The organism is Nocardiopsis dassonvillei subsp. dassonvillei DSM 43111, from assembly GCF_000092985.1.
Classification (GTDB): domain Bacteria; phylum Actinomycetota; class Actinomycetes; order Streptosporangiales; family Streptosporangiaceae; genus Nocardiopsis; species Nocardiopsis dassonvillei.
Window position 1 is genome coordinate 3,081,892 of the sequence record NC_014210.1, and the last position, 16,820, is coordinate 3,098,711.

General features: G+C 75.4%; 13 protein-coding genes. 8 read left to right on the top strand and 5 right to left on the bottom strand.

The features are described 5' to 3' along the window. Positions 1 to 122: 122 nt before the first annotated feature. From NDAS_RS12785 to NDAS_RS12795, 3 genes are all read right to left on the bottom strand, one after another. On the bottom strand, positions 123 to 1,814 hold the full coding sequence (locus NDAS_RS12785; RefSeq protein WP_013153613.1) for an ABC-F family ATP-binding cassette domain-containing protein: 1,692 nt from the start codon (positions 1,812 to 1,814) through the stop codon (positions 123 to 125). A gap of 468 nt (positions 1,815 to 2,282) precedes the next feature. Next, a complete protein-coding gene (pgi, locus tag NDAS_RS12790; protein ID WP_013153614.1) occupies positions 2,283 to 3,992 on the bottom strand; it encodes a glucose-6-phosphate isomerase in 1,710 nt (569 codons plus the stop codon). 185 nt (positions 3,993 to 4,177) lie between these two features. Continuing rightward, positions 4,178 to 5,026, bottom strand: a complete 849-nt coding sequence (locus tag NDAS_RS12795; RefSeq protein ID WP_013153615.1) for an ion transporter — start codon at positions 5,024 to 5,026, stop codon at positions 4,178 to 4,180. A 162-nt stretch (positions 5,027 to 5,188) separates the two neighbouring features. On the opposite strand from NDAS_RS12795, the gene NDAS_RS12800 reads away from it, so the two are divergent. Next, complete coding sequence (locus NDAS_RS12800; RefSeq protein ID WP_013153616.1) at positions 5,189 to 5,524, top strand: hypothetical protein; 336 nt, start codon at positions 5,189 to 5,191, stop codon at positions 5,522 to 5,524. A 128-nt stretch (positions 5,525 to 5,652) separates the two neighbouring features. Here the strand turns inward: NDAS_RS12800 and NDAS_RS12805 are convergent, their stop codons facing one another. Continuing rightward, positions 5,653 to 6,375, bottom strand: a complete 723-nt coding sequence (locus NDAS_RS12805) for a FadR/GntR family transcriptional regulator (protein ID WP_013153617.1) — start codon at positions 6,373 to 6,375, stop codon at positions 5,653 to 5,655. 318 nt (positions 6,376 to 6,693) lie between these two features. Here NDAS_RS12805 and NDAS_RS12810 point away from each other — a divergent pair, with 318 nt between their 5' ends. From NDAS_RS12810 to NDAS_RS12825, 4 genes are all read left to right on the top strand, one after another. Beyond that, positions 6,694 to 7,506 carry a (Fe-S)-binding protein gene (locus NDAS_RS12810; RefSeq protein ID WP_013153618.1) on the top strand — a complete coding sequence of 271 codons (813 nt, stop codon included), beginning with the start codon at positions 6,694 to 6,696 and terminating at the stop codon, positions 7,504 to 7,506. A gap of 199 nt (positions 7,507 to 7,705) precedes the next feature. Next, positions 7,706 to 9,133: a lactate utilization protein B gene (locus NDAS_RS12815; protein WP_013153619.1), complete on the top strand. Its 1,428-nt coding sequence runs from the start codon at positions 7,706 to 7,708 to the stop codon at positions 9,131 to 9,133. Then, positions 9,130 to 9,771, top strand: coding sequence for a LutC/YkgG family protein (locus NDAS_RS12820; protein ID WP_013153620.1), 642 nt, complete (start codon positions 9,130 to 9,132; stop codon positions 9,769 to 9,771). Before NDAS_RS12815 ends, NDAS_RS12820 begins: the two co-directional genes overlap by 4 nt. Positions 9,772 to 10,105: 334 nt before the next feature. Continuing rightward, on the top strand, positions 10,106 to 11,317 hold the full coding sequence (locus NDAS_RS12825; RefSeq protein ID WP_041552747.1) for an alpha/beta hydrolase family protein: 1,212 nt from the start codon (positions 10,106 to 10,108) through the stop codon (positions 11,315 to 11,317). An 87-nt stretch (positions 11,318 to 11,404) separates the two neighbouring features. Here NDAS_RS12825 and NDAS_RS12830 read toward each other — a convergent pair whose 3' ends face one another. Beyond that, the gene (locus NDAS_RS12830; RefSeq protein ID WP_013153622.1) at positions 11,405 to 12,907 is read right to left on the bottom strand and encodes a cytochrome P450 family protein; all 1,503 of its coding nucleotides are present in this window, start codon (positions 12,905 to 12,907) and stop codon (positions 11,405 to 11,407) included. A gap of 321 nt (positions 12,908 to 13,228) precedes the next feature. Between NDAS_RS12830 and NDAS_RS12835 the strand changes: the two genes are divergently transcribed. The 3 genes from NDAS_RS12835 to NDAS_RS12845 all read left to right on the top strand — a co-directional run bounded on the left by NDAS_RS12835 (position 13,229) and on the right by NDAS_RS12845 (position 16,697). After that, a complete protein-coding gene (locus tag NDAS_RS12835) occupies positions 13,229 to 14,551 on the top strand; it encodes a DUF2786 domain-containing protein (RefSeq protein WP_013153623.1) in 1,323 nt (440 codons plus the stop codon). 222 nt (positions 14,552 to 14,773) lie between these two features. Further along, positions 14,774 to 15,559, top strand: a complete 786-nt coding sequence (locus NDAS_RS12840; RefSeq protein WP_013153624.1) for an RNA ligase family protein — start codon at positions 14,774 to 14,776, stop codon at positions 15,557 to 15,559. After that, positions 15,543 to 16,697 carry an AAA family ATPase gene (locus tag NDAS_RS12845; RefSeq protein ID WP_013153625.1) on the top strand — a complete coding sequence of 385 codons (1,155 nt, stop codon included), beginning with the start codon at positions 15,543 to 15,545 and terminating at the stop codon, positions 16,695 to 16,697. The genes NDAS_RS12840 and NDAS_RS12845 overlap by 17 nt, the downstream gene beginning before the upstream one ends. Positions 16,698 to 16,820 lie beyond the last annotated feature (123 nt).

Here is a 16,820-nt window from a genome sequence, read left to right on the forward strand (position 1 = left end):
CGCGGTCTTGACCGGAGCGGTCCGCCGCTCCCGGGCCGCGCGCGGAGCGGGCGGCCCGGGAGCGGCAGGAGGGGCCGACGGGGGTCGGCGGCGCCCTCCTCGGCGGCCACTCCGGGGAAGGGCTACACGGGTCCGGCCGTGTCCTGCCCGGCCACGGCGCCGTCGGCCAGCCGCAGCTCCGACCAGGCCCAGTTGCGGCGCAGCCACCGGTCGTGCGAGGCCACCACCACCGCGCCGGGCGCGGTGCCCAGCGCCTCCTCCAGCTCCTCGGCCAGTGCCAGGGACAGGTGGTTGGTCGGCTCGTCCAGCAGCAGCACGTCAGGGGCGTGTCCCACCAGCATCGCCAGTGCCAGGCGTCGCCGTTGCCCCACGCTGAGCCTGCCCACCGGCCGGTCCAGGTCGCGCGGTGCGACCAGGCCCAGGTCGGTCAGGCGGGGAGCGCCGGGCAGGGTTCCGTTCAGCCCGTCATAGAGCGAACGCGGGGTCCGCTCGGGATCGGGGAAGACCACGTCCTGTTCCAGCAGGGCGACCGCCGCCCCGCGCCGCCACAGCACCTGGCCCGACTCCGGACGCAGCCGGTGCCCCAGGGCGTACAGCAGCGTGGACTTGCCCGCGCCGTTGGGCCCGGTGACCAGCAGGCGCCCGTCCGAGGGCACGTCCAGGCGGTCCAGGCGCAGCCGGCCCGGCACGACCAGGTCGCGCACGGTGATCGCGTGGCCGTCGGCCGTGCCCGGGTCGCGGGTCAGCGAGGCGCTGAACTCCAGCGGCCTGGGCGGTTTGCGCACCTGGTCGCGCTCCAACTCCTCCAGCCTGTTCCGGGCGTTGCGCACCCGGCGCGAGACCTGCTTGTCCACGCGCCCGCCCAGGAAGTCGTAGCCCATCTTGTCGTTGTCCCTCGGGGCGCGGTTGTGCGAGACCTGCCGGGACGTGGTGCGCACCGACTCGCGCAGGCCCTTGAGGGCGTCCTGCTCGTCGCGGTAGCGCTGCTCCCAGCGTTCGCGCTCCAGCTGTTTCTCCCTGAGGTAGAAGGAGTAGGCACCGCCGTAGTAGACGGGACCGTCCACGGCCGGGTCCAGGTCGAGCAGGCCGGTGCACACCGCGTCCAGGAACACCCGGTCGTGGCTGGCCAGCACCACCACTCCCGGCAGGCCGCGCAGGTACCCCTCCAGGAACTCCAGCGCCTGGTCGTCGAGGTGGTTGGTGGGCTCGTCCAGCAGCAGGGCGCGCGGGCGGCGGATGAGCAGGGCCGCCAGGCCCAGGCGTCCGCGCTGGCCGCCCGACATCCGCCCCACCGGCCGGTCCGGACCGATGCCGTCCAGGCCCAGTCCCGCGACCACCAGTTCGGCCCGGCGCTCGGCGTCCCACACCTCCAGCAGTTCGGCCTCGGCCAGGGCCTCGGAGTACTCCCGCAGGGCTTCGGCGTCCTCGGGCGCGCCGTCCAGCGCGGCCGCGCTCGCGGTCAGCCGCCGCTCCACCCGCCGGGCCGGTTCCAGGGCCTCGGCGATCACCCGGGCCAGGGTCGTGTCCGGGGCGTGGGGCAGCTCCTGGTACAGGAATCCGGTGTCGGCGGGGCGTTCCACCCGCCCGGCGTCGGGTTCCTCCTCCCCGGCCAGCAGCCGAAGGAGGGTGGACTTGCCCGAGCCGTTCTCCCCCACCAGGCCGAGCCGCTGGCCGGGGGCGACGTCGAGGTCCACGCCGTCGAACACCACGTGGTCGCCGTAGGCCCTGGCGAGGTCGCGGGCGCGCAGCAGGGGCGGGCCGGTCTGGGCGGTGTGCGGTGCGGAGGCGGCGCCGGTCGTGTTGCCGAGGGTCATAGGGGTGGTCCACCCTTCGTTTCGGGGTGGGCCTCGATGCGCGGGACCGGTGCGCCTGCGCGGCGCGGTCCGGGGACGACACGGAGGTCGTCGACATCGAGACCGCACCGGGGACAGTGCCAGTACACGCCGAGCGGGGATCCGGCTCCAGCCACGGTGGGCGAGCCCCGCGCGCTCGGCGGTCGTCGGTCTCGATGTCACATGCGCATGTTGCGCCCAGGCTAACCCGCCGGGGCGGCGCGGGCAACGGAATTACGCGGGTGTCCGGTCAGGTGCGCTGACCGGCTTCACCGCGCGGCGCCGCGCACCTGGAGGGGTTCTCCCACCCCTCCCCCTGGCACCTCGGGAGGGTCGGCCGTCGGGGGCCGGGCCGGGTACTCCCCGGCATCGGCTCACCGGCCGCATCAGCGTGTGGTCGGCCCGGGGGGTGCGACCGGCAGGGCCCGCCGGTCGCACCCCCCGCCGTGGTCAGTCCCTGCCGCGCATGGAACGGTAGCGCCGCACCAGGGAGGTGGTGGAGGCGTCCAGACCGGGCACGTCGGCACCCTCGGTGAGGGCGGGCTCGACCCGCTTGGCCAGCACCTTGCCCAGCTGCACACCCCACTGGTCGAAGGAGTTGATGTTCCACACCGCGCCCTGGACGAACACCTTGTGCTCGTAGAGGGCGACCAGCTGCCCGAGCACCGACGGGCTGAGCCGGTCGGCGAGGATGGTCGTCGTGGGCCGGTTGCCCTCGAAGGTCCGGTGCGGGACCAGGTCGGCGGACACGCCCTCGGCGGCGACCTCCTCCGCGGTGCGGCCGAAGGCCAGCGCCTGCCCCTGGGCGAACAGGTTGGCCATGAGCAGGTCGTGCTGGGGCACCAGGTGCTCGGGCAGGTCGGGGGCCGGGTTGGCGAAGCCGAGGAGGTCGGCGGGCACGAACCGGGTGCCCTGGTGCAGCAGCTGGAAGTAGGCGTGCTGGCCGTTGGTGCCCGGGGTGCCCCACACCACCGGACCGGTCTGCCAGTGGACGGGGCGCCCGTCGCGCTGCACCGACTTGCCGTTGGACTCCATGTCGAGCTGCTGGAGGTAGGCGGGGAACTTGGACATGTGGTGGCTGTAGGGCAGCACCGCGTGGGTCCGGGCGTCGTGGAAGTTGCCGTACCACACGCCGAGCAGGCCCAGCAGGAAGGGCAGGTTGCGCTCCACGGGGGCCGTCGCGAAGTGGGTGTCCATCAGGTGGAACCCGGCGAGCATCTCCCGGAACCGCTCGGGGCCCACCGCCACCATCAGGGACAGGCCGATGGCGGAGTCGTAGGAGTAGCGGCCGCCCACCCAGTCCCAGAACCCGAACATGTTGCGGGTGTCGATGCCGAACTCGGCCACCGCCTCGCCGTTGGTGGAGACGGCGGCGAAGTGCCTGGCGATGGCGCCGTCGTCATCGTCGCCCTTGAGGCCCAGCCCGTCCAGCAGCCAGGTGCGGGCCTCGGTGGCGTTGGTGATGGTCTCGACCGTGGTGAAGGTCTTGGAGGCGACCACGAACAGCGTCGTGGCCGGGTCGGCGTCCACCAGCGCCTCGTGCAGGTCGGTGCCGTCCACGTTGGAGACGAACCGGAACTCCAGTCCGCGGTCGGTGTAGGGGCGCAGCGCCTCGTAGGCCATGGCGGGCCCCAGGTCGGAGCCGCCGATGCCGATGTTGACGATCCGGCGCACCGGCTGGCCGGTGTGGCCGAGCCACTCCCGGGCGCGGATCCGGTCGGCGAACTCCGCCATCCGGTCCAGGACCTCCTGGACCTCGGGGACGACGTCGCGGCCGTCGGTGCTGATCACCTGCCCGCGCGGCGCGCGCAGGGCGGTGTGCAGGACGGCGCGGTCCTCGGTGAGGTTGACGTGCTCGCCGCCCAGCATGGCGTCGCGCAGGTCGGCGACCCGGGTGGCCCCGGCCAGGTCGGCGAGCAGGCGCAGGGTCTCGTCGGTGACGAGGTTCTTGGAGTAGTCCACGTGCAGGTCGCCGACGTCGAGCGTGTACCGTTCGGCCCGGCCGGGGTCGTCGGCGAACAGCTCGCGCAGGTCGGTGGAGCCCCACCGCCCGTGGTGCTCGCGCAGCGCGGTCCACTCGTCCCGCTGGTCCAGGGGAACGCCCGGTCGGGCGCGTTCTCCGGTGTCCTCAGCGCGCGGGAGAGGTGTACTGGCAGACATCCGGCGGCTCCTCGTCGGTCGGCGCTCCGGCGGCACGGCGCGGGTGCTCGGTCCGCGCGCCGCCCGCGGTGCGCGGCTGTGCTTCCGAGGACAAGCCTTTCACGAAAAACCGGGCCCGCGGGGGTTGTCCACAGGCCCGGTCGCGGACTTTCGCGCGCGGCGCGGAACCGGTTCCGGCACGCCGCTCAGCGCAGGCCGCTGGCCTCCTCCTCGCGCTCCCGCCGCAGCACGGCCACCTCCGCGCGCAGCGCCCGCAGCTCGGCCAGGATCACGGCCTGTCCCCCGTCGGGGCCGCCGTCGTCGGAGCCCCCGCCCCTCCGGCCCGCGGAGCCGCCGCCCCCGCCACCGCCGCCGCTCTCCTCGTCGTCCTTCTCCAGGGCCTCCACGGCCACGGCGATGAACAGGTTGAGCGCCACCAGCGTGGACACCAGCACGAAGACCACGAAGAACACCCACGCCATCGGCTTGTGCTCCATCACGTCCTTGGCGATGGTGCCCCAGCCGTCCGCGGTGGCGATCTGGAACAGGGTGAACAGCGACGCGGGCAGGTCGGCGAAGTACTGCGGCGAGACGTCGGCGAAGAGTTCGGTGGCCATGACCGCCGACACGTACAGCAGCAGTATCACCAGGAACAGGATGGACATCATGCCGGGCAGGGCCCGGAACAGGCCGGTGACGACGTGGCGCAGGGTCGGGATCACCGACAGCAGGCGCAGCACCCGCAGCACGCGCAGGACCCGCAGCACCGAGAAGGGGCCGGAGGCGGGCAGCAGCGCGATGCCGACGATCACCAGGTCGAACCAGCTCCAGGGGTCGCGGAAGAACTCCCGCCGGTGGGCGTACATCCGCATCCCCAGTTCCAGGACGAACAGGGCGAGGATGGTCAGGTCGACGGCGCGCAGGAGGCGGCCGTAGGAGTCCGTCACCCGGGGTGAGGTCTCCGCACCGAGGATGACGGCGTTGACGAGGATGAGGGTGATGACGCAGGCCTGGAACCAGGGGGCGTCGACGATGACTCGAACGCGCTCGCGCACGACAGAGGGGGCTCCGTTCACATATCGGACAGCGCGGCAGAAGCCTACCGTGCGTCACCTCGCCCGGTTTCACACCCGCCTCTCCCCTCGCATCAGCCCCTGGCGTCCTCCGGTCGGAGCGGGCATGATCGGAGTGGGGAACCGAGCGTGAGGGGGACGCCGGTGACAGAGTCAACCGAGGGCTTCGACGAGTTCGACACGGGGGCCTGGGACCCCGGCTACGACGACGTGGACGCGGACACGGACGTGGGGGCCGCGGACCAGGACTCCGCGGTGGCCGACTTCCTGCGGTACTTCCCGGAGGGCCACCGGATCGAGGAGATCGAGGACCACGACGTCCTGGGCATCGACGCGGAGCTGGGCCAGGAGATCCCCGAGCAGGCGCCCGAGGCCGCCGGGGAGCGCCCGCCGACCGCCCGGCGCGAGGACCTGGCGCGGCTGCTGCGGGCCGAGGAGTTCGCCGACAGGGTCCGCGACCGCGGCAGGCGGTCCGGCTGAGCCGAGGGGGCGTCGGCACGGCGGAACGGGGAGGCGCGGCGGAACGGCGGCGCGGCAGCCCGGCGGTCCGGCTGAGCCCGAGGCGTGTCGGCTCGGCGGAACGGGGAGGCGCGGCGAAGCGGTGACGCTCAGTCGCCCAGGTCCGCGCTGAGCCAGCGCTCCACGCGCAGGACGTGCACGGTCGCGGCGGCCCGGGCGGCGTCGGGGTCGCGTGCCACCAGGGCCTCGTGGATGCGCAGGTGGTCCTCGCGCAGCTTGGCGGTGAGCCCGGCCTCCCGGTGCCCCGCCCACACGCGGGCGTGGAAGGTGCGCGAGGACAGGCCGTCGTTGACCGCGGCCAGGGTGGCGTTGCCGGTGCTGGCCACGATGGCCTGGTGGAAGCCCAGGTCGGCGGCGACGGTGTCGGCGCCGGAGGTGTCGGCGCCGGAGGTGTCGTCCCCGCCCTCGATCCGCTCCAGCAGGGCACCGATGCGGTCGAGGTCCTCGTCGCTGGCGCGCGCGGCGGCCAGGGCGGTGGCGGCGGGTTCGAGCATGCGCCGCACCTGGAGGACCTCCAGGAGGGTGTGCCCCTGGGAGACCTCGGCCAGGACGGAGAAGGTCTCCAGCAGGTCGGCGGGGCGCAGCGCGGTGACGTAGACGCCCGCACCGTGGCGGGACTCCAGGACGCCGAGCGTGGTCAGGGAGCGGATGGCCTCGCGCATGGAGCTGCGGGACACCCCGAGCTGCGCGGACAGGTCGCGTTCGGTGGGCAGGCGCTCCCCCGGTCCGACCCGCCCGTCGGCGATCATCGCCTTGATCCGGTCGGCGGCGCGCCGGGTGACGGTGGTGCGCCCGGCGTCGGGGTCGCTCACGGAAGATCCCTCCAGTCTGCGCGGTGGCCCGGGTCGTCCGTCGGCCCGACGGGGCCGGGACGGGGGCGGGGGCGGGAGCAGGGCTGGGTGTGCACGTGACCCGCGCCACCACCGCCGCCAAGAGATCATACCAATTTTCCATCCCCTCGCCCCGCATCGCCATTTTCGCCCCCTTTCTTGCCCAGATGCTTCCCGTCGTGCGAAAGTGGTCCGACCACCCAGGCTCGTGGCGAGCAGTTCCGCCATGGCAGCGCACCGCGTGGGCCGACCCGGCGGGTCCGCACGCGCGCGCCGGTCGGCGGGGCACGAAGGAGGCACATGCGGATCGCGCTGTTCATCACCTGCGTCAACGACACACTGTTCCCCGACACCGGACGGGCGGTCGTGCGCCTCCTGGAGCGCCTGGGGCACGAGGTGGTCTTCCCCGAGGGCCAGACCTGCTGCGGGCAGATGCACTACAACACCGGTTACCGGCGCTCGGCGAGCCGTCTGGCCGTGCGCTTCGTGCGCACCTTCGAGGGCGCCGACGCCGTCGTGGTCCCCTCCGCCTCCTGCGCGGCCATGGTCCGCGACAACTACCCGCGGCTGGGCTCGAGCGGGAGCCGCCTGTCGCGCAAGGTGGCCGACCTCGCCCCGCGCGTGTACGACCTCACCGAGTTCCTGGTGGACGTGCTCGGTGTGACGGACGTGGGCGCCTACTACCCGCACAAGGTGGCCTACCACCCCACCTGCCACGGGCTGCGCATGCTCGGCCTGGGCGACCGCCCCTACCAGCTGCTGCGCGCCGTGCGCGGCCTGGAGCTGGTGGAGCTGCCCGGGGCCACCGAGTGCTGCGGCTTCGGCGGCACCTTCGCGGTCAAGAACGGCGACGTGTCCTCGGCCATGGGCGCGGACAAGGCCCGCCACGCCGTGGAGACCGGCGCCGAGGTGCTGTGCGCGGTGGACAACTCCTGCCTGATGCACATCGGCGGCACCCTGTCCCGGCAGCGGTCGGGGATGAGGGTGGCGCACCTGGCCGAGATCCTGGCCAGCACCGAGAAGGAGGGCGCCCACGGGGTTCTGGAGGGGGCGGAGGCGGATTCCCGTGGGAAGAACTGCGCCGCAGGCGTCGATTGGGGCGGTGGCGGGTGACGGGCGGGCACGAGCGAATACGCCGAAGGCACCGAAGGTTCCCGTTCTCCGGGCGCCCGAACAAGGAAGACACCGCGCCGCAGGCGTCCGTTGAGGGCGGTAGCCCGTCCCGACGCGCAGCGTCCCCGACGGGCGATGGCGGGCGACGGGTGGGCCGAAGCGAAGCGGAGGTCCAAAGAGACGAGGAGGGCGCATACCGATGAGCGCGACGTTCCTGGGCATCCCGCCCTTTCCCGAGGCCGCCGCGGGCGCGGTCAACGACGCCCGCCTGCGGCACAACCTGCGCAGGGCCACGCACACCATCCGCGACAAGCGCGCCTCCGTCGTCGACGAGCTGCACGAGGACTGGCAGCGCCTGCGGGCGGAGGGCGCCGCGGTCAAGGAGCACACCCTGCGCCACCTGGACCACTACCTGGAACAGCTGGAGGAGTCCGTCCACCGGGCGGGCGGACGGGTGCACTGGGCCTCCGACGCGGCCGAGGCCAACGAGATCGTCACCCGGCTGGTCCGGGACACCGGCGAGACCGACGTGGTCAAGGTCAAGTCGATGGCCACCCAGGAGATCGAACTCAACGACGCCCTCGCCGCCGCCGGGATCACCGCCTACGAGACCGACCTGGCCGAGCTGATCGTGCAGCTGGGCGAGGACCTGCCCTCGCACATCCTGGTGCCCGCCATCCACCTGGGCCGCGCCCAGATCCGCGAGATCTTCCTGGAGCAGATGGCCGAGTGGGGCGTGCCCGCGCCCCGGGGCCTGACCGACGACCCCCGGGCGCTGGCCGAGGCGGCCCGCGTGCACCTGCGCGAACGCTTCCTGCGCACCCGCACCGCGATCTCGGGGGCCAACTTCGCGGTGGCCGACAGCGGCACGCTCGTGGTGCTGGAGTCGGAGGGCAACGGGCGCATGTGCCTGACCCTGCCCCGGACGCTGATCTCCGTGGTCGGCATCGAGAAGATCGTGCCGACCTGGTCGGACCTGGAGGTGTTCCTCCAGTTGCTGCCGCGTTCCTCCACCGGCGAGCGGATGAACCCCTACACCTCCACCTGGACCGGGGTGACGCCGGGCGACGGCCCCCAGGAGTTCCACCTGGTGCTGCTGGACAACGGCCGCACCGACGTGCTGGCCGACACCGTGGGCCGCCAGGCGCTGCGCTGCATCCGCTGCTCGGCGTGCCTGAACACCTGCCCGGTCTACGAGCGCACCGGCGGGCACTCCTACGGTTCGGTCTACCCGGGCCCGATCGGCGCGATCCTCACCCCGCAGCTGCGGGGGATGTCCTCGCCGGTGGACGAGGCGCTGCCCTACGCGTCCTCGCTGTGCGGGGCCTGCTACGAGGTGTGCCCGGTGGCCATCGACATCCCCGAGGTGCTGGTGCACCTGCGCGAGGAGGTCGTGGAGCGCTCCGGGCACGCGGGGGAGAAGGCGCTCATGGCGGGCGCCGAGGCGGTGCTGTCCTCCCCGCGGACGCTGGGCGCGGTCCAGCGGGCGGCGGGGCTGGGGCGCCGCGCGGTCCCGCGCCACCTGCCGGGCCTGGCGGGGGCCTGGACCGACACCAGGGACGTGCCCGACGTCCCGGCCGAGTCCTTCCGCCAGTGGTGGGACAGGCGCGAGGGGGAGGGCCGATGAGCAGCCGCGAGCGGATCCTGGCCAGGGTCAGGAGGGCGCTGGCCGACGTGCCCGCCGACGAGTCGCCGGTGCGGGAGCCGGGGCGCGGCTACGCCGACAGCCACGACGCGGGCCCTTCGTTGGAGGTGCTGGAGGACCGGCTGCTGGACTACCGCGCGCTGGTGCGCCGGGTGGGCGCCGACCGCGTGGCCGCCGAGGTGGCCGCCGCGCTGGAGCGCCGGGGGGCGCGGCGGGTGGTCGTCCCCGCGGACGCGCCGCCGGAGTGGTTCACGCACGCCCGCGTCGAGCGGCTGGCCGACTCGCGTGAGGAGCCGCTGGCGGTCGCCGACCTCACCGGCGTGGACGGCGTGGTCACCGGCTGCGCGGTGGCCGTCGCCGAGACCGGCACGATCGTCCTGGACGGCGGGCCGGGCCAGGGGCGCCGGGCCGTCACCCTGGTGCCGGACTACCACCTGTGCGTGGTGCGCGCCGAGCAGGTGGTGGACGGGGTGCCGCAGGCGGTCCGGCTCCTGGACCCGTCGCGCCCGCTGACCTGGATCAGCGGCCCCTCGGCGACCAGCGACATCGAGCTGAACCGGGTGGAGGGGGTGCACGGCCCGCGCACGCTGGAGGTGCTGCTGGTGGTACCCGCGCCCTGAACCCGGTGACGGGGGCGGCCACGCGGGCGGGGGCGCGGTCCGGCGGACGCGGCCCCCGGATCCGGTGGGGAGGGCCCTCCCCTGGGACGCGAGCGCGCTCCGGCGGAACCGACTTCCCGAACCCGGTCGTCCGGGACCGGGCGGCAGGCGAGACCGTGGCCCGGTGGGTCCGAAGCCCCGAACCCGCTGGTGGGACGCCACGGGGTAGGGCTGTCCCCACCCCCCTCCTCCGGGACACCCCCGGGGAAGGGGGGTGGAGGTCCCGATGGCACCGGGCGGGCCGCCCTTCCTAGCGTGGGCGGTGACCACGACGGCACCGAACGGACGGGACACCATGCCCCCTTCACCGCACCCCTCCCCCTCCTCGCGCGCGCTCCGGTCCGGTACCGCGCTCGCCGCGGCCGCCGCGCTGGCGCTGCCGCTCTCCCTGGCCGCGTCCGGAACGGCCGCGGCCGACACCGACCCCTCCAGCGCCCCCGCCGACGCCCTCCGGGCCGCCCTGCCCGAGCCCACCGGGGACCACCCGGTGGGCAGGACGACCCTGCACCTGGTGGACGGGGAGCGCGAGGACGTGTGGGTGGGCGGGCCCCGCCAGCTGATGGTCACCCTGTGGTACCCGGCGCGTGCGGACTCGGGCCGGCCAGCGCCGTACATGACCGAGGCCGAGTCCGCGGCCATGATCGCGGGGCTGGGGCTGGACCTGCCCGCCGACCTCATGCACAGCGGGGTGCGCACCTCCTCCCGCCTGGACGTGCCTCCCGCGCGCACCCGCGACGGGTTCCCGCTGGTGGTCCTGTCCCCCGGCGCGGGGCACAACCGGATCGAGCTGTCCTCGCTGGCCGAGGACCTGGCCAGCCACGGCTTCGTGGTGGCCGGGGTGGACCACGCCCACGAGGCCGCGCCCGTGGAGTTCCCCGACGGGCTGATCACCGAGTGCACCGGGTGCCAGAGCGGCGAGTGGGCCCTGGGTTCGTCCAACCGGGCCGAGGACGTCTCCTTCCTCCTGGACCGGCTCACCGGCCCCGACCCCGCGTGGCGGTGGTCGCGGGTCATCGACGCCTCCCGGATCGGGATGGCCGGGCACTCCTGGGGCGGCACGGCCACCGCCGAGACGCTGCGGGCCGAGGAGCGGGTGGACGCCGGGATCAACCTGGACGGCCCCTACTACCCGCCCGCGGTGGAGGAGGGGCTGGACAAGCCGCTGGCGCTGATCGAGAACGGCCAGGGCAACTCCTGGGACGGCGTCGAGCAGATGTGGCCGCGCCTGGAGGGCTGGCGGCAGTGGATCCGCATGGAGGGCTCGGGGCACTCCAACAGCATCGACCGCGGCGTGCTGGTGGAGCAGCTCGGCCTGACCGAGCTCTTCACCCCCGAGCAGTGGCGGAACCTGTACGGCGACGTCGGCGTCGAGCGCGGCCTGGAGCTGGTGCGCACCTACAGCCTGGCGTTCTTCGACCACCACCTGCGCGGCGGGGACCAGCCCCTGCTGGAGGACCCCGGGGCCTTCCACCCCGAACTGGTCGTGGTCGACCCCGACGAGGGGTAGCCGACGCGGGGCGGGCCGCCGGTCCCGCCGCGACCGGTCGCGGCGGCGCGCGCGTGCCCGAACGCCCGCGGTCGCCCGCGCGGCCGGTCAGTCCCGCGACCGCCAGGCCGCCAGCAGCCGCTCCAGGGCGTCGGGGTCGGCGCGTTCCGTGGCGAACGGCGCCTGGTAGCGGGCCCCGGCGCCGCGCGCGACCCTGCGGGACCGCGGGGCGGGCGCGGGCCGCTCCTCCCGTGCCCGCTCGCCGTCCTCACCCGCCAGGGGCGCCTGGTAGCGCGCCCCGCGCGGGGCGGGCCCGCGCTTCCTGCGCAGACGCCGCGTCACCGGGGCCGGGGCGCGCTCGCGCACCGGCGCGTCGGACCCGGCGCGCTCCCCGGTGGCGGTGAACCACACCGGCAGCTCCTCCAGACCGTGCACGGCCAGGGACGCGCGCCAGCGCAGCTCCTCGGGCTCGACAGCCAGGACCATGCCGCGCAACCGGTCCACAGCGGTGTCGATGGCGGTGCGCGCCAGCTCGCGGGTGAGGCCGGTGGCGGGGCAGCGGTGCGCGCCCGCGCCCCAGGACAGGTGGGAGCGGTCTCCGGCCCGGGCCATCGCGTCGTCGCCGCGGGCCACCGACGGGTCGGTGTGCGCGGAGGCCAACCCCAGCAGCAGCGGCTCGCCCCTGCGGACGCGAGCCCCGGAGAAGCTCAGGTCCTCGACCGGGTAGCGCCCGCCGAGCACCCGGATCGGGGAGTCGGTCCACATCACGTAGTCGATGAAGTCCTCGGGGGTGAGGGTGCCGCCCAGGTAGGCGGTCCACACGCCCGGGTCCTCCAGCAGCCGGAGCAGGGCGTTGCCGATCAGGTGGGTGGTGGGCTCGTGCCCGGACTCCCACAGCAGCGCCAGCGCCCCCGCCGCCTCGTCGTCGGTGAGCCCGGCGGGGTGGGCGAGCAGCCAGCTGGCCATGTCCTGTCCGGGGTCGGCGCGTTTGCGCGCGACCAGGCCCGCGAAGTAGGAGCGGACCGCGGTGGCGGCGGGACCGGCCCGGTCGGGTTCGCCGCTCCACAGCCGCGGGGCCAGGTCGGCCAGCAGGCGGCCGTAGGCGTCGGGCAGTCCGAAGAGCTCGTTGAGGACCAGGGCGGGCAGCGGGGCGGCGAACCCGCCGATGAGGTCGGCGGCGCCGTCGGCCGCGACCCGGCCGAGCAGGTGCACGGCGGCGCGTTCGACCACGGGGACCAGACGGGGCGTGTCCGCCCTGGCCAGGGTGTCGACGACGGCCGCGCGCAGCCGCCGGTGCTCCTCGCCGTCGCGGGCCAGGGCGGCGCTGCGGGCGGGTGCGGCGTCCTCGGCGCCCCACGGGCGCGGGTCGGCGGAGAAGAGGGTGTGGTCGCGCAGCGCCTGGAGGTTCTCCCGGTAGCCGAGCAGGAGCCATCCCGGCACACCCGGGCCCACCTCGACCGGGACCAGGCCGCCGTGGCGGTCGCGCAGCGCGTCCCAGGGCGTGTCGGCGCCGGTGTCCCCGCGCGGGGGTAGGGCGACCGGGCAGCGGGCGCCGCCGGATCCCGCTGACGGGGGGTCGTCGCGGCCGTCGGTCCCGGTTCCCTGGCGCATGGAGGCTCCTCAGTGGCTGCGGATGCGAGGCGACGGTACGCGCCCCGTGTTTCCGCCGTGCTTCGGGCAGGAAAGCTCCACCTTTCCGGACGGGGCACCCGGTGCCACGGAGGGCCAAGGCGGGATTACCGCTCACGTCGCCCAGAGGAGCAGGTGTCGGCGCACCGGTGACGTTCACGCCCCTTCCTCCCCAGGCCGGGGTGCCCCGCGCCGGGGAGTGTCCCCCGCCACCGTCCCGCGGGGCTCGCGCCCGCCCGCCGCGGACCCGCCGGTGGGTAGGATGGCCTGCTGGTCGCACACCAGCGCCGAACGGAGGACCACGTGGGCAAGAAGGGCCGCGGGCGACAGCGCGGCGGGGACCGCCGCACGGCCGGGCAGGGCGCCCAGCCCTGGGCCGGTCCCGCGCCCGGGGACTCCCCCGAGCAGGTCGTCTCGGAGGCGGTCGACGCGCTGGTGCTCGGCCGGGAGGGCGGCGGCGTGGACCTGGCCGCCGCGCGCCTGGCCGACGCCGAGGACCCGGCGCGGGCCGGGGCGGCGGACCGCGCCGTCCGCGACGCCCTCCTGGCGGGGGTGGCCTCGGCGTGGGCGCGCGGGTGGCAGCCCGCCGAGACGGTCCGCCAGGCGGGCCGCGTACTGGACCCGGTGGCGGCGGCGGTGTGCGCCGACGCGGTGACGGCCGACCTCGACCGCCACTCCCCCGACACGGTGGACCCGCGCTGGACCGCGCAGGTGCGCGAACTGGGCGCCGCCCCGGCCTGGGGCGGCACCGGGGACTACCTGGCGCACGTGGGCGCCGGGCACGGGCTGCTGCGCTTCGAGGCGGTGGAGACGGCGCTGCGGCTGCTGGCCGCGCTGCGCGTGCTGCCGCCGCTGCACCGGCTGTGCCCGCCGCCGGGGGCGTTCCGTCCGCGGCCCGAGGGCTCCGCGCGGACCCCGGAGGCGGTGGACCAGGGCAAGCTGGCCCGCGTGCGCGCGCTGCTGGCCAAGGCCGAGTCCACGGAGTTCCCCAGCGAGGCGGAGGCGCTGAGCGCCCGCGCGCAGGAGCTGATGGCCCGGCACAGCATCGACCGCGCCCTGCTGGCCGAGGAACCCGGGCAGGCGTCGGAGGCCGCCTCGGGGCGGCGGCTGCCGGTGGACGCGCCCTACGACGAGCACAAGGCGGTGCTGCTGCACGAGGTCGCCGAGGCCAACCACTGCCGGGCCGTGTGGGACCGGGAACTGGGGCTGTGCACGGTGATGGGCTTCCCGGGCGACGTGGAGGCGGTGGACCTGATGTTCACGTCGCTGCTGGTGCAGGCCGAGACGGCGATGCGGGCCAGCGGTTCGGTGCGCGACCGGTCCGGCAGGGCGGCGGGCAGGGCCTTCCGCGCCTCGTTCATGTCCGCGTTCTCGGTGCGGGTGGGTGAGCGGCTGGTGGAGTCGGCCCGCTCCGCCGAGGAGGCCGCCGCGGCCGAGACCGGCACGGACCTGGTTCCGGTGTTCGCCGCCCGCGAGCGCGAGGTGGAGGCCGCCGTGGCCGAGGCCTTCGGCGAGCTGACCTACTCGCGGGTGCGCGGGCCCGCCAGCGAGGACGGCTGGTACGAGGGCCTGGCGGCGGCCGACGCCGCGTCCCTGGGCGCGCACCGCCGCGTCGCGGACCGCTGAGCCCGCCGCGACAACGCCGGGAGGCCGGTGCCCTCGGTCGGGCCGGGCGGCGGAGCGGCTGGGGCGACCGGTGGGACGGTGCGACCGACACGGGAGGACCGGCCCTCCGGGGCGGCTGACGCGGCCGGGCCGCGGAGCGGCAGGACGCATGGTGCGGCCCCGGCGGCCGACGCGGCGAAAACCGGTGGCCGCGCGACCGGACGAACCGGTACAACCGTGGCCATGCGCAAGTACCCGCGGACCCGGCACATCCGGGGCTCCCGCCTCCAGAGGGGCGACCACGACCTGGCGGCCGTGCCCTTCTCCGCGCTGGCCGGACGCCACCTGGTGGTGGAGGAGAAGCTGGACGGCGCCAACGCCGGGATCAGCTTCGGCCCCGGCGGCGAGCTGCGCCTCCAGAGCCGGGGCCACTACCTCACCGGCGGCCCCCGCGAGCGGCACTTCGCCCCGTTCAAGGCCTGGGCGGCGACCGTGGCTCCGCTGCTGCGGCCGCGCCTGGGCGAGCGGTACGTGCTGTACGGGGAGTGGCTGTACGCCAAGCACACCGTGTTCTACGACGCGCTGCCGCACCTTTTCTGCGAGTTCGACGTCCTCGACACCCGCGAGGACGCGTTCCTGTCCACGCCGCGCCGCCGGGAGCTGCTGGAGGGCGCCCCGGTGGTGTCGGTGCCCGTGCTGCACACCGGTCCGCTGGAGCGGTTGGCGGACCTGACCCGCCTGGTGGGCCCCTCCACCTGCCGCACCCCCGGCTGGCGCGGGGCCCTGGCCGAGGCGGCGGGGGCGGCGGGCGCCGACCCCGGCCGCGCCCTGGCCGAGAGCGACGGCTCCGACCTCATGGAGGGGCTCTACGTCAAGGTCGAGGAGGGCGGCCGCACGGTGGACCGGTACAAGTGGGTGCGCCCGGGGTTCACCTCCGCCGTCCTGGACTCGGGAACGCACTGGCTGGACCGGCCGCTGATAGCGAACGGGCTGGCCGATCCGGAGGTGCTCTATGCGGGTGTTCGCTGAGCTGTGCCCGGCGCCGCCGCGCTGGGACCTGGACTGGGCGCGGGTGCGCGAGGCCCTCCCGTGGGTGCGCGACCTGGCCGGGGTGGAACAGGATCCGGTGCACCACGCCGAGGGGGACGTGGAGACGCACACCCGCATGGCGTGCGAGGCGCTGGCCGAGCTGCCCGCGTGGCGGTCCCGCCCCGCCGCGGAGCGGGAGCGGTTGTTCGCCGCCGTGCTGCTGCACGACGTCGCCAAACCGCTGTGCACCCGCCGGGAGGAGGACGGCCGGGTGACCGCGCACGGCCACTCGCGGCGCGGGGACCTCCTGGCGCGCCGGCTGCTGTGGGAGGCCGCGGCCGAACCCGGGGCCGCCGCCTCGCCGCTGGAGGCGGTGCGCTGGCGCGAGCACGTGGCGGCCCTGGTGCGCCACCACCAGGTGCCGTTCTGGGCGCTGGAGCGCCCGGACCTGCGCCGCATCGCGTTCCGGGTGAGCCTGGTGGCGCGCAACGACGACCTGGTGCTCCTGGCCACCGCCGACATCCTGGGCCGCCGCTGCGGCGACACCGCGGAGGTCCTGGAGAACATCGGGCTGTACGGCGAGTACTGCCGGGAGCAGCGGTGCCTGGACCGGCCGAGGGGGTTCCCCTCCGACCACGCCCGGTTCTGGTTCTTCCGCAAGCCCGACCGCGACCCGGACTACGCCGCCCACGACGACACCCGGATGACGGTGACCGTCATGTCGGGGCTGCCGGGTGCGGGCAAGGACACCTGGATCGCGCGCGAGCGGCCGGGCGTGCCGGTGGTGAGCCTGGACGCGCTGCGCGCCGAGCTGGGCGTGCGCCCGACCGCCGACCAGCGGCCGGTGGCGGCGGCCGCGCACGCGCGCGCCCGCGAGCACCTGCGCGCGGGGCGGTCGTTCGTGTGGAACGCCACCAACGTCTCGCGGTCGCTGCGCGACCAGTGCGTGGATCTGGCGGCCGCCTACCGGGCGCGCGTGGAGATCGTCTCGGTCGAGGCCCCGCCCCGGGTGCTGCGGGCCCGCCTGGACCGCAGGCGGGCGCCGGTCCCGGCCGCCGCCGTGGAGCGCCTGGTACGGCGCTGGGAGTGCCCGGACCCGACCGAGGCGCACCGGCTCCTGCGGTGGACCAGCGCCTGAGGCTCCGCCGGGCCGGGGGCGGCCCCGCGGGTGCGAGCGGCCCCGGACCGGTGCTTCGGCGTGCGGAGGCGGCCTCCTCCCCCGCTTCGGACGGCCTTCGCCGGGGGCCAGGGGTGATTTCGG

What these genes read in the sequence shown, in the direction of transcription:
- NDAS_RS12785 (WP_013153613.1), bottom strand. Translation starts at nt 1,814, where the DNA reads ATGACCCTCGGCAACACGACCGGCGCCGCCTCCGCACCGCACACCGCC.
- pgi (WP_013153614.1), bottom strand. Translation starts at nt 3,992, where the DNA reads ATGTCTGCCAGTACACCTCTCCCGCGCGCTGAGGACACCGGAGAACGC.
- NDAS_RS12810 (WP_013153618.1), top strand. Translation starts at nt 6,694, where the DNA reads ATGCGGATCGCGCTGTTCATCACCTGCGTCAACGACACACTGTTCCCC.
- NDAS_RS12815 (WP_013153619.1), top strand. Translation starts at nt 7,706, where the DNA reads ATGAGCGCGACGTTCCTGGGCATCCCGCCCTTTCCCGAGGCCGCCGCG.
- NDAS_RS12820 (WP_013153620.1), top strand. Translation starts at nt 9,130, where the DNA reads ATGAGCAGCCGCGAGCGGATCCTGGCCAGGGTCAGGAGGGCGCTGGCC.
- NDAS_RS12825 (WP_041552747.1), top strand. Translation starts at nt 10,106, where the DNA reads ATGCCCCCTTCACCGCACCCCTCCCCCTCCTCGCGCGCGCTCCGGTCC.
- NDAS_RS12830 (WP_013153622.1), bottom strand. Translation starts at nt 12,907, where the DNA reads ATGCGCCAGGGAACCGGGACCGACGGCCGCGACGACCCCCCGTCAGCG.
- NDAS_RS12840 (WP_013153624.1), top strand. Translation starts at nt 14,774, where the DNA reads ATGCGCAAGTACCCGCGGACCCGGCACATCCGGGGCTCCCGCCTCCAG.
- NDAS_RS12845 (WP_013153625.1), top strand. Translation starts at nt 15,543, where the DNA reads ATGCGGGTGTTCGCTGAGCTGTGCCCGGCGCCGCCGCGCTGGGACCTG.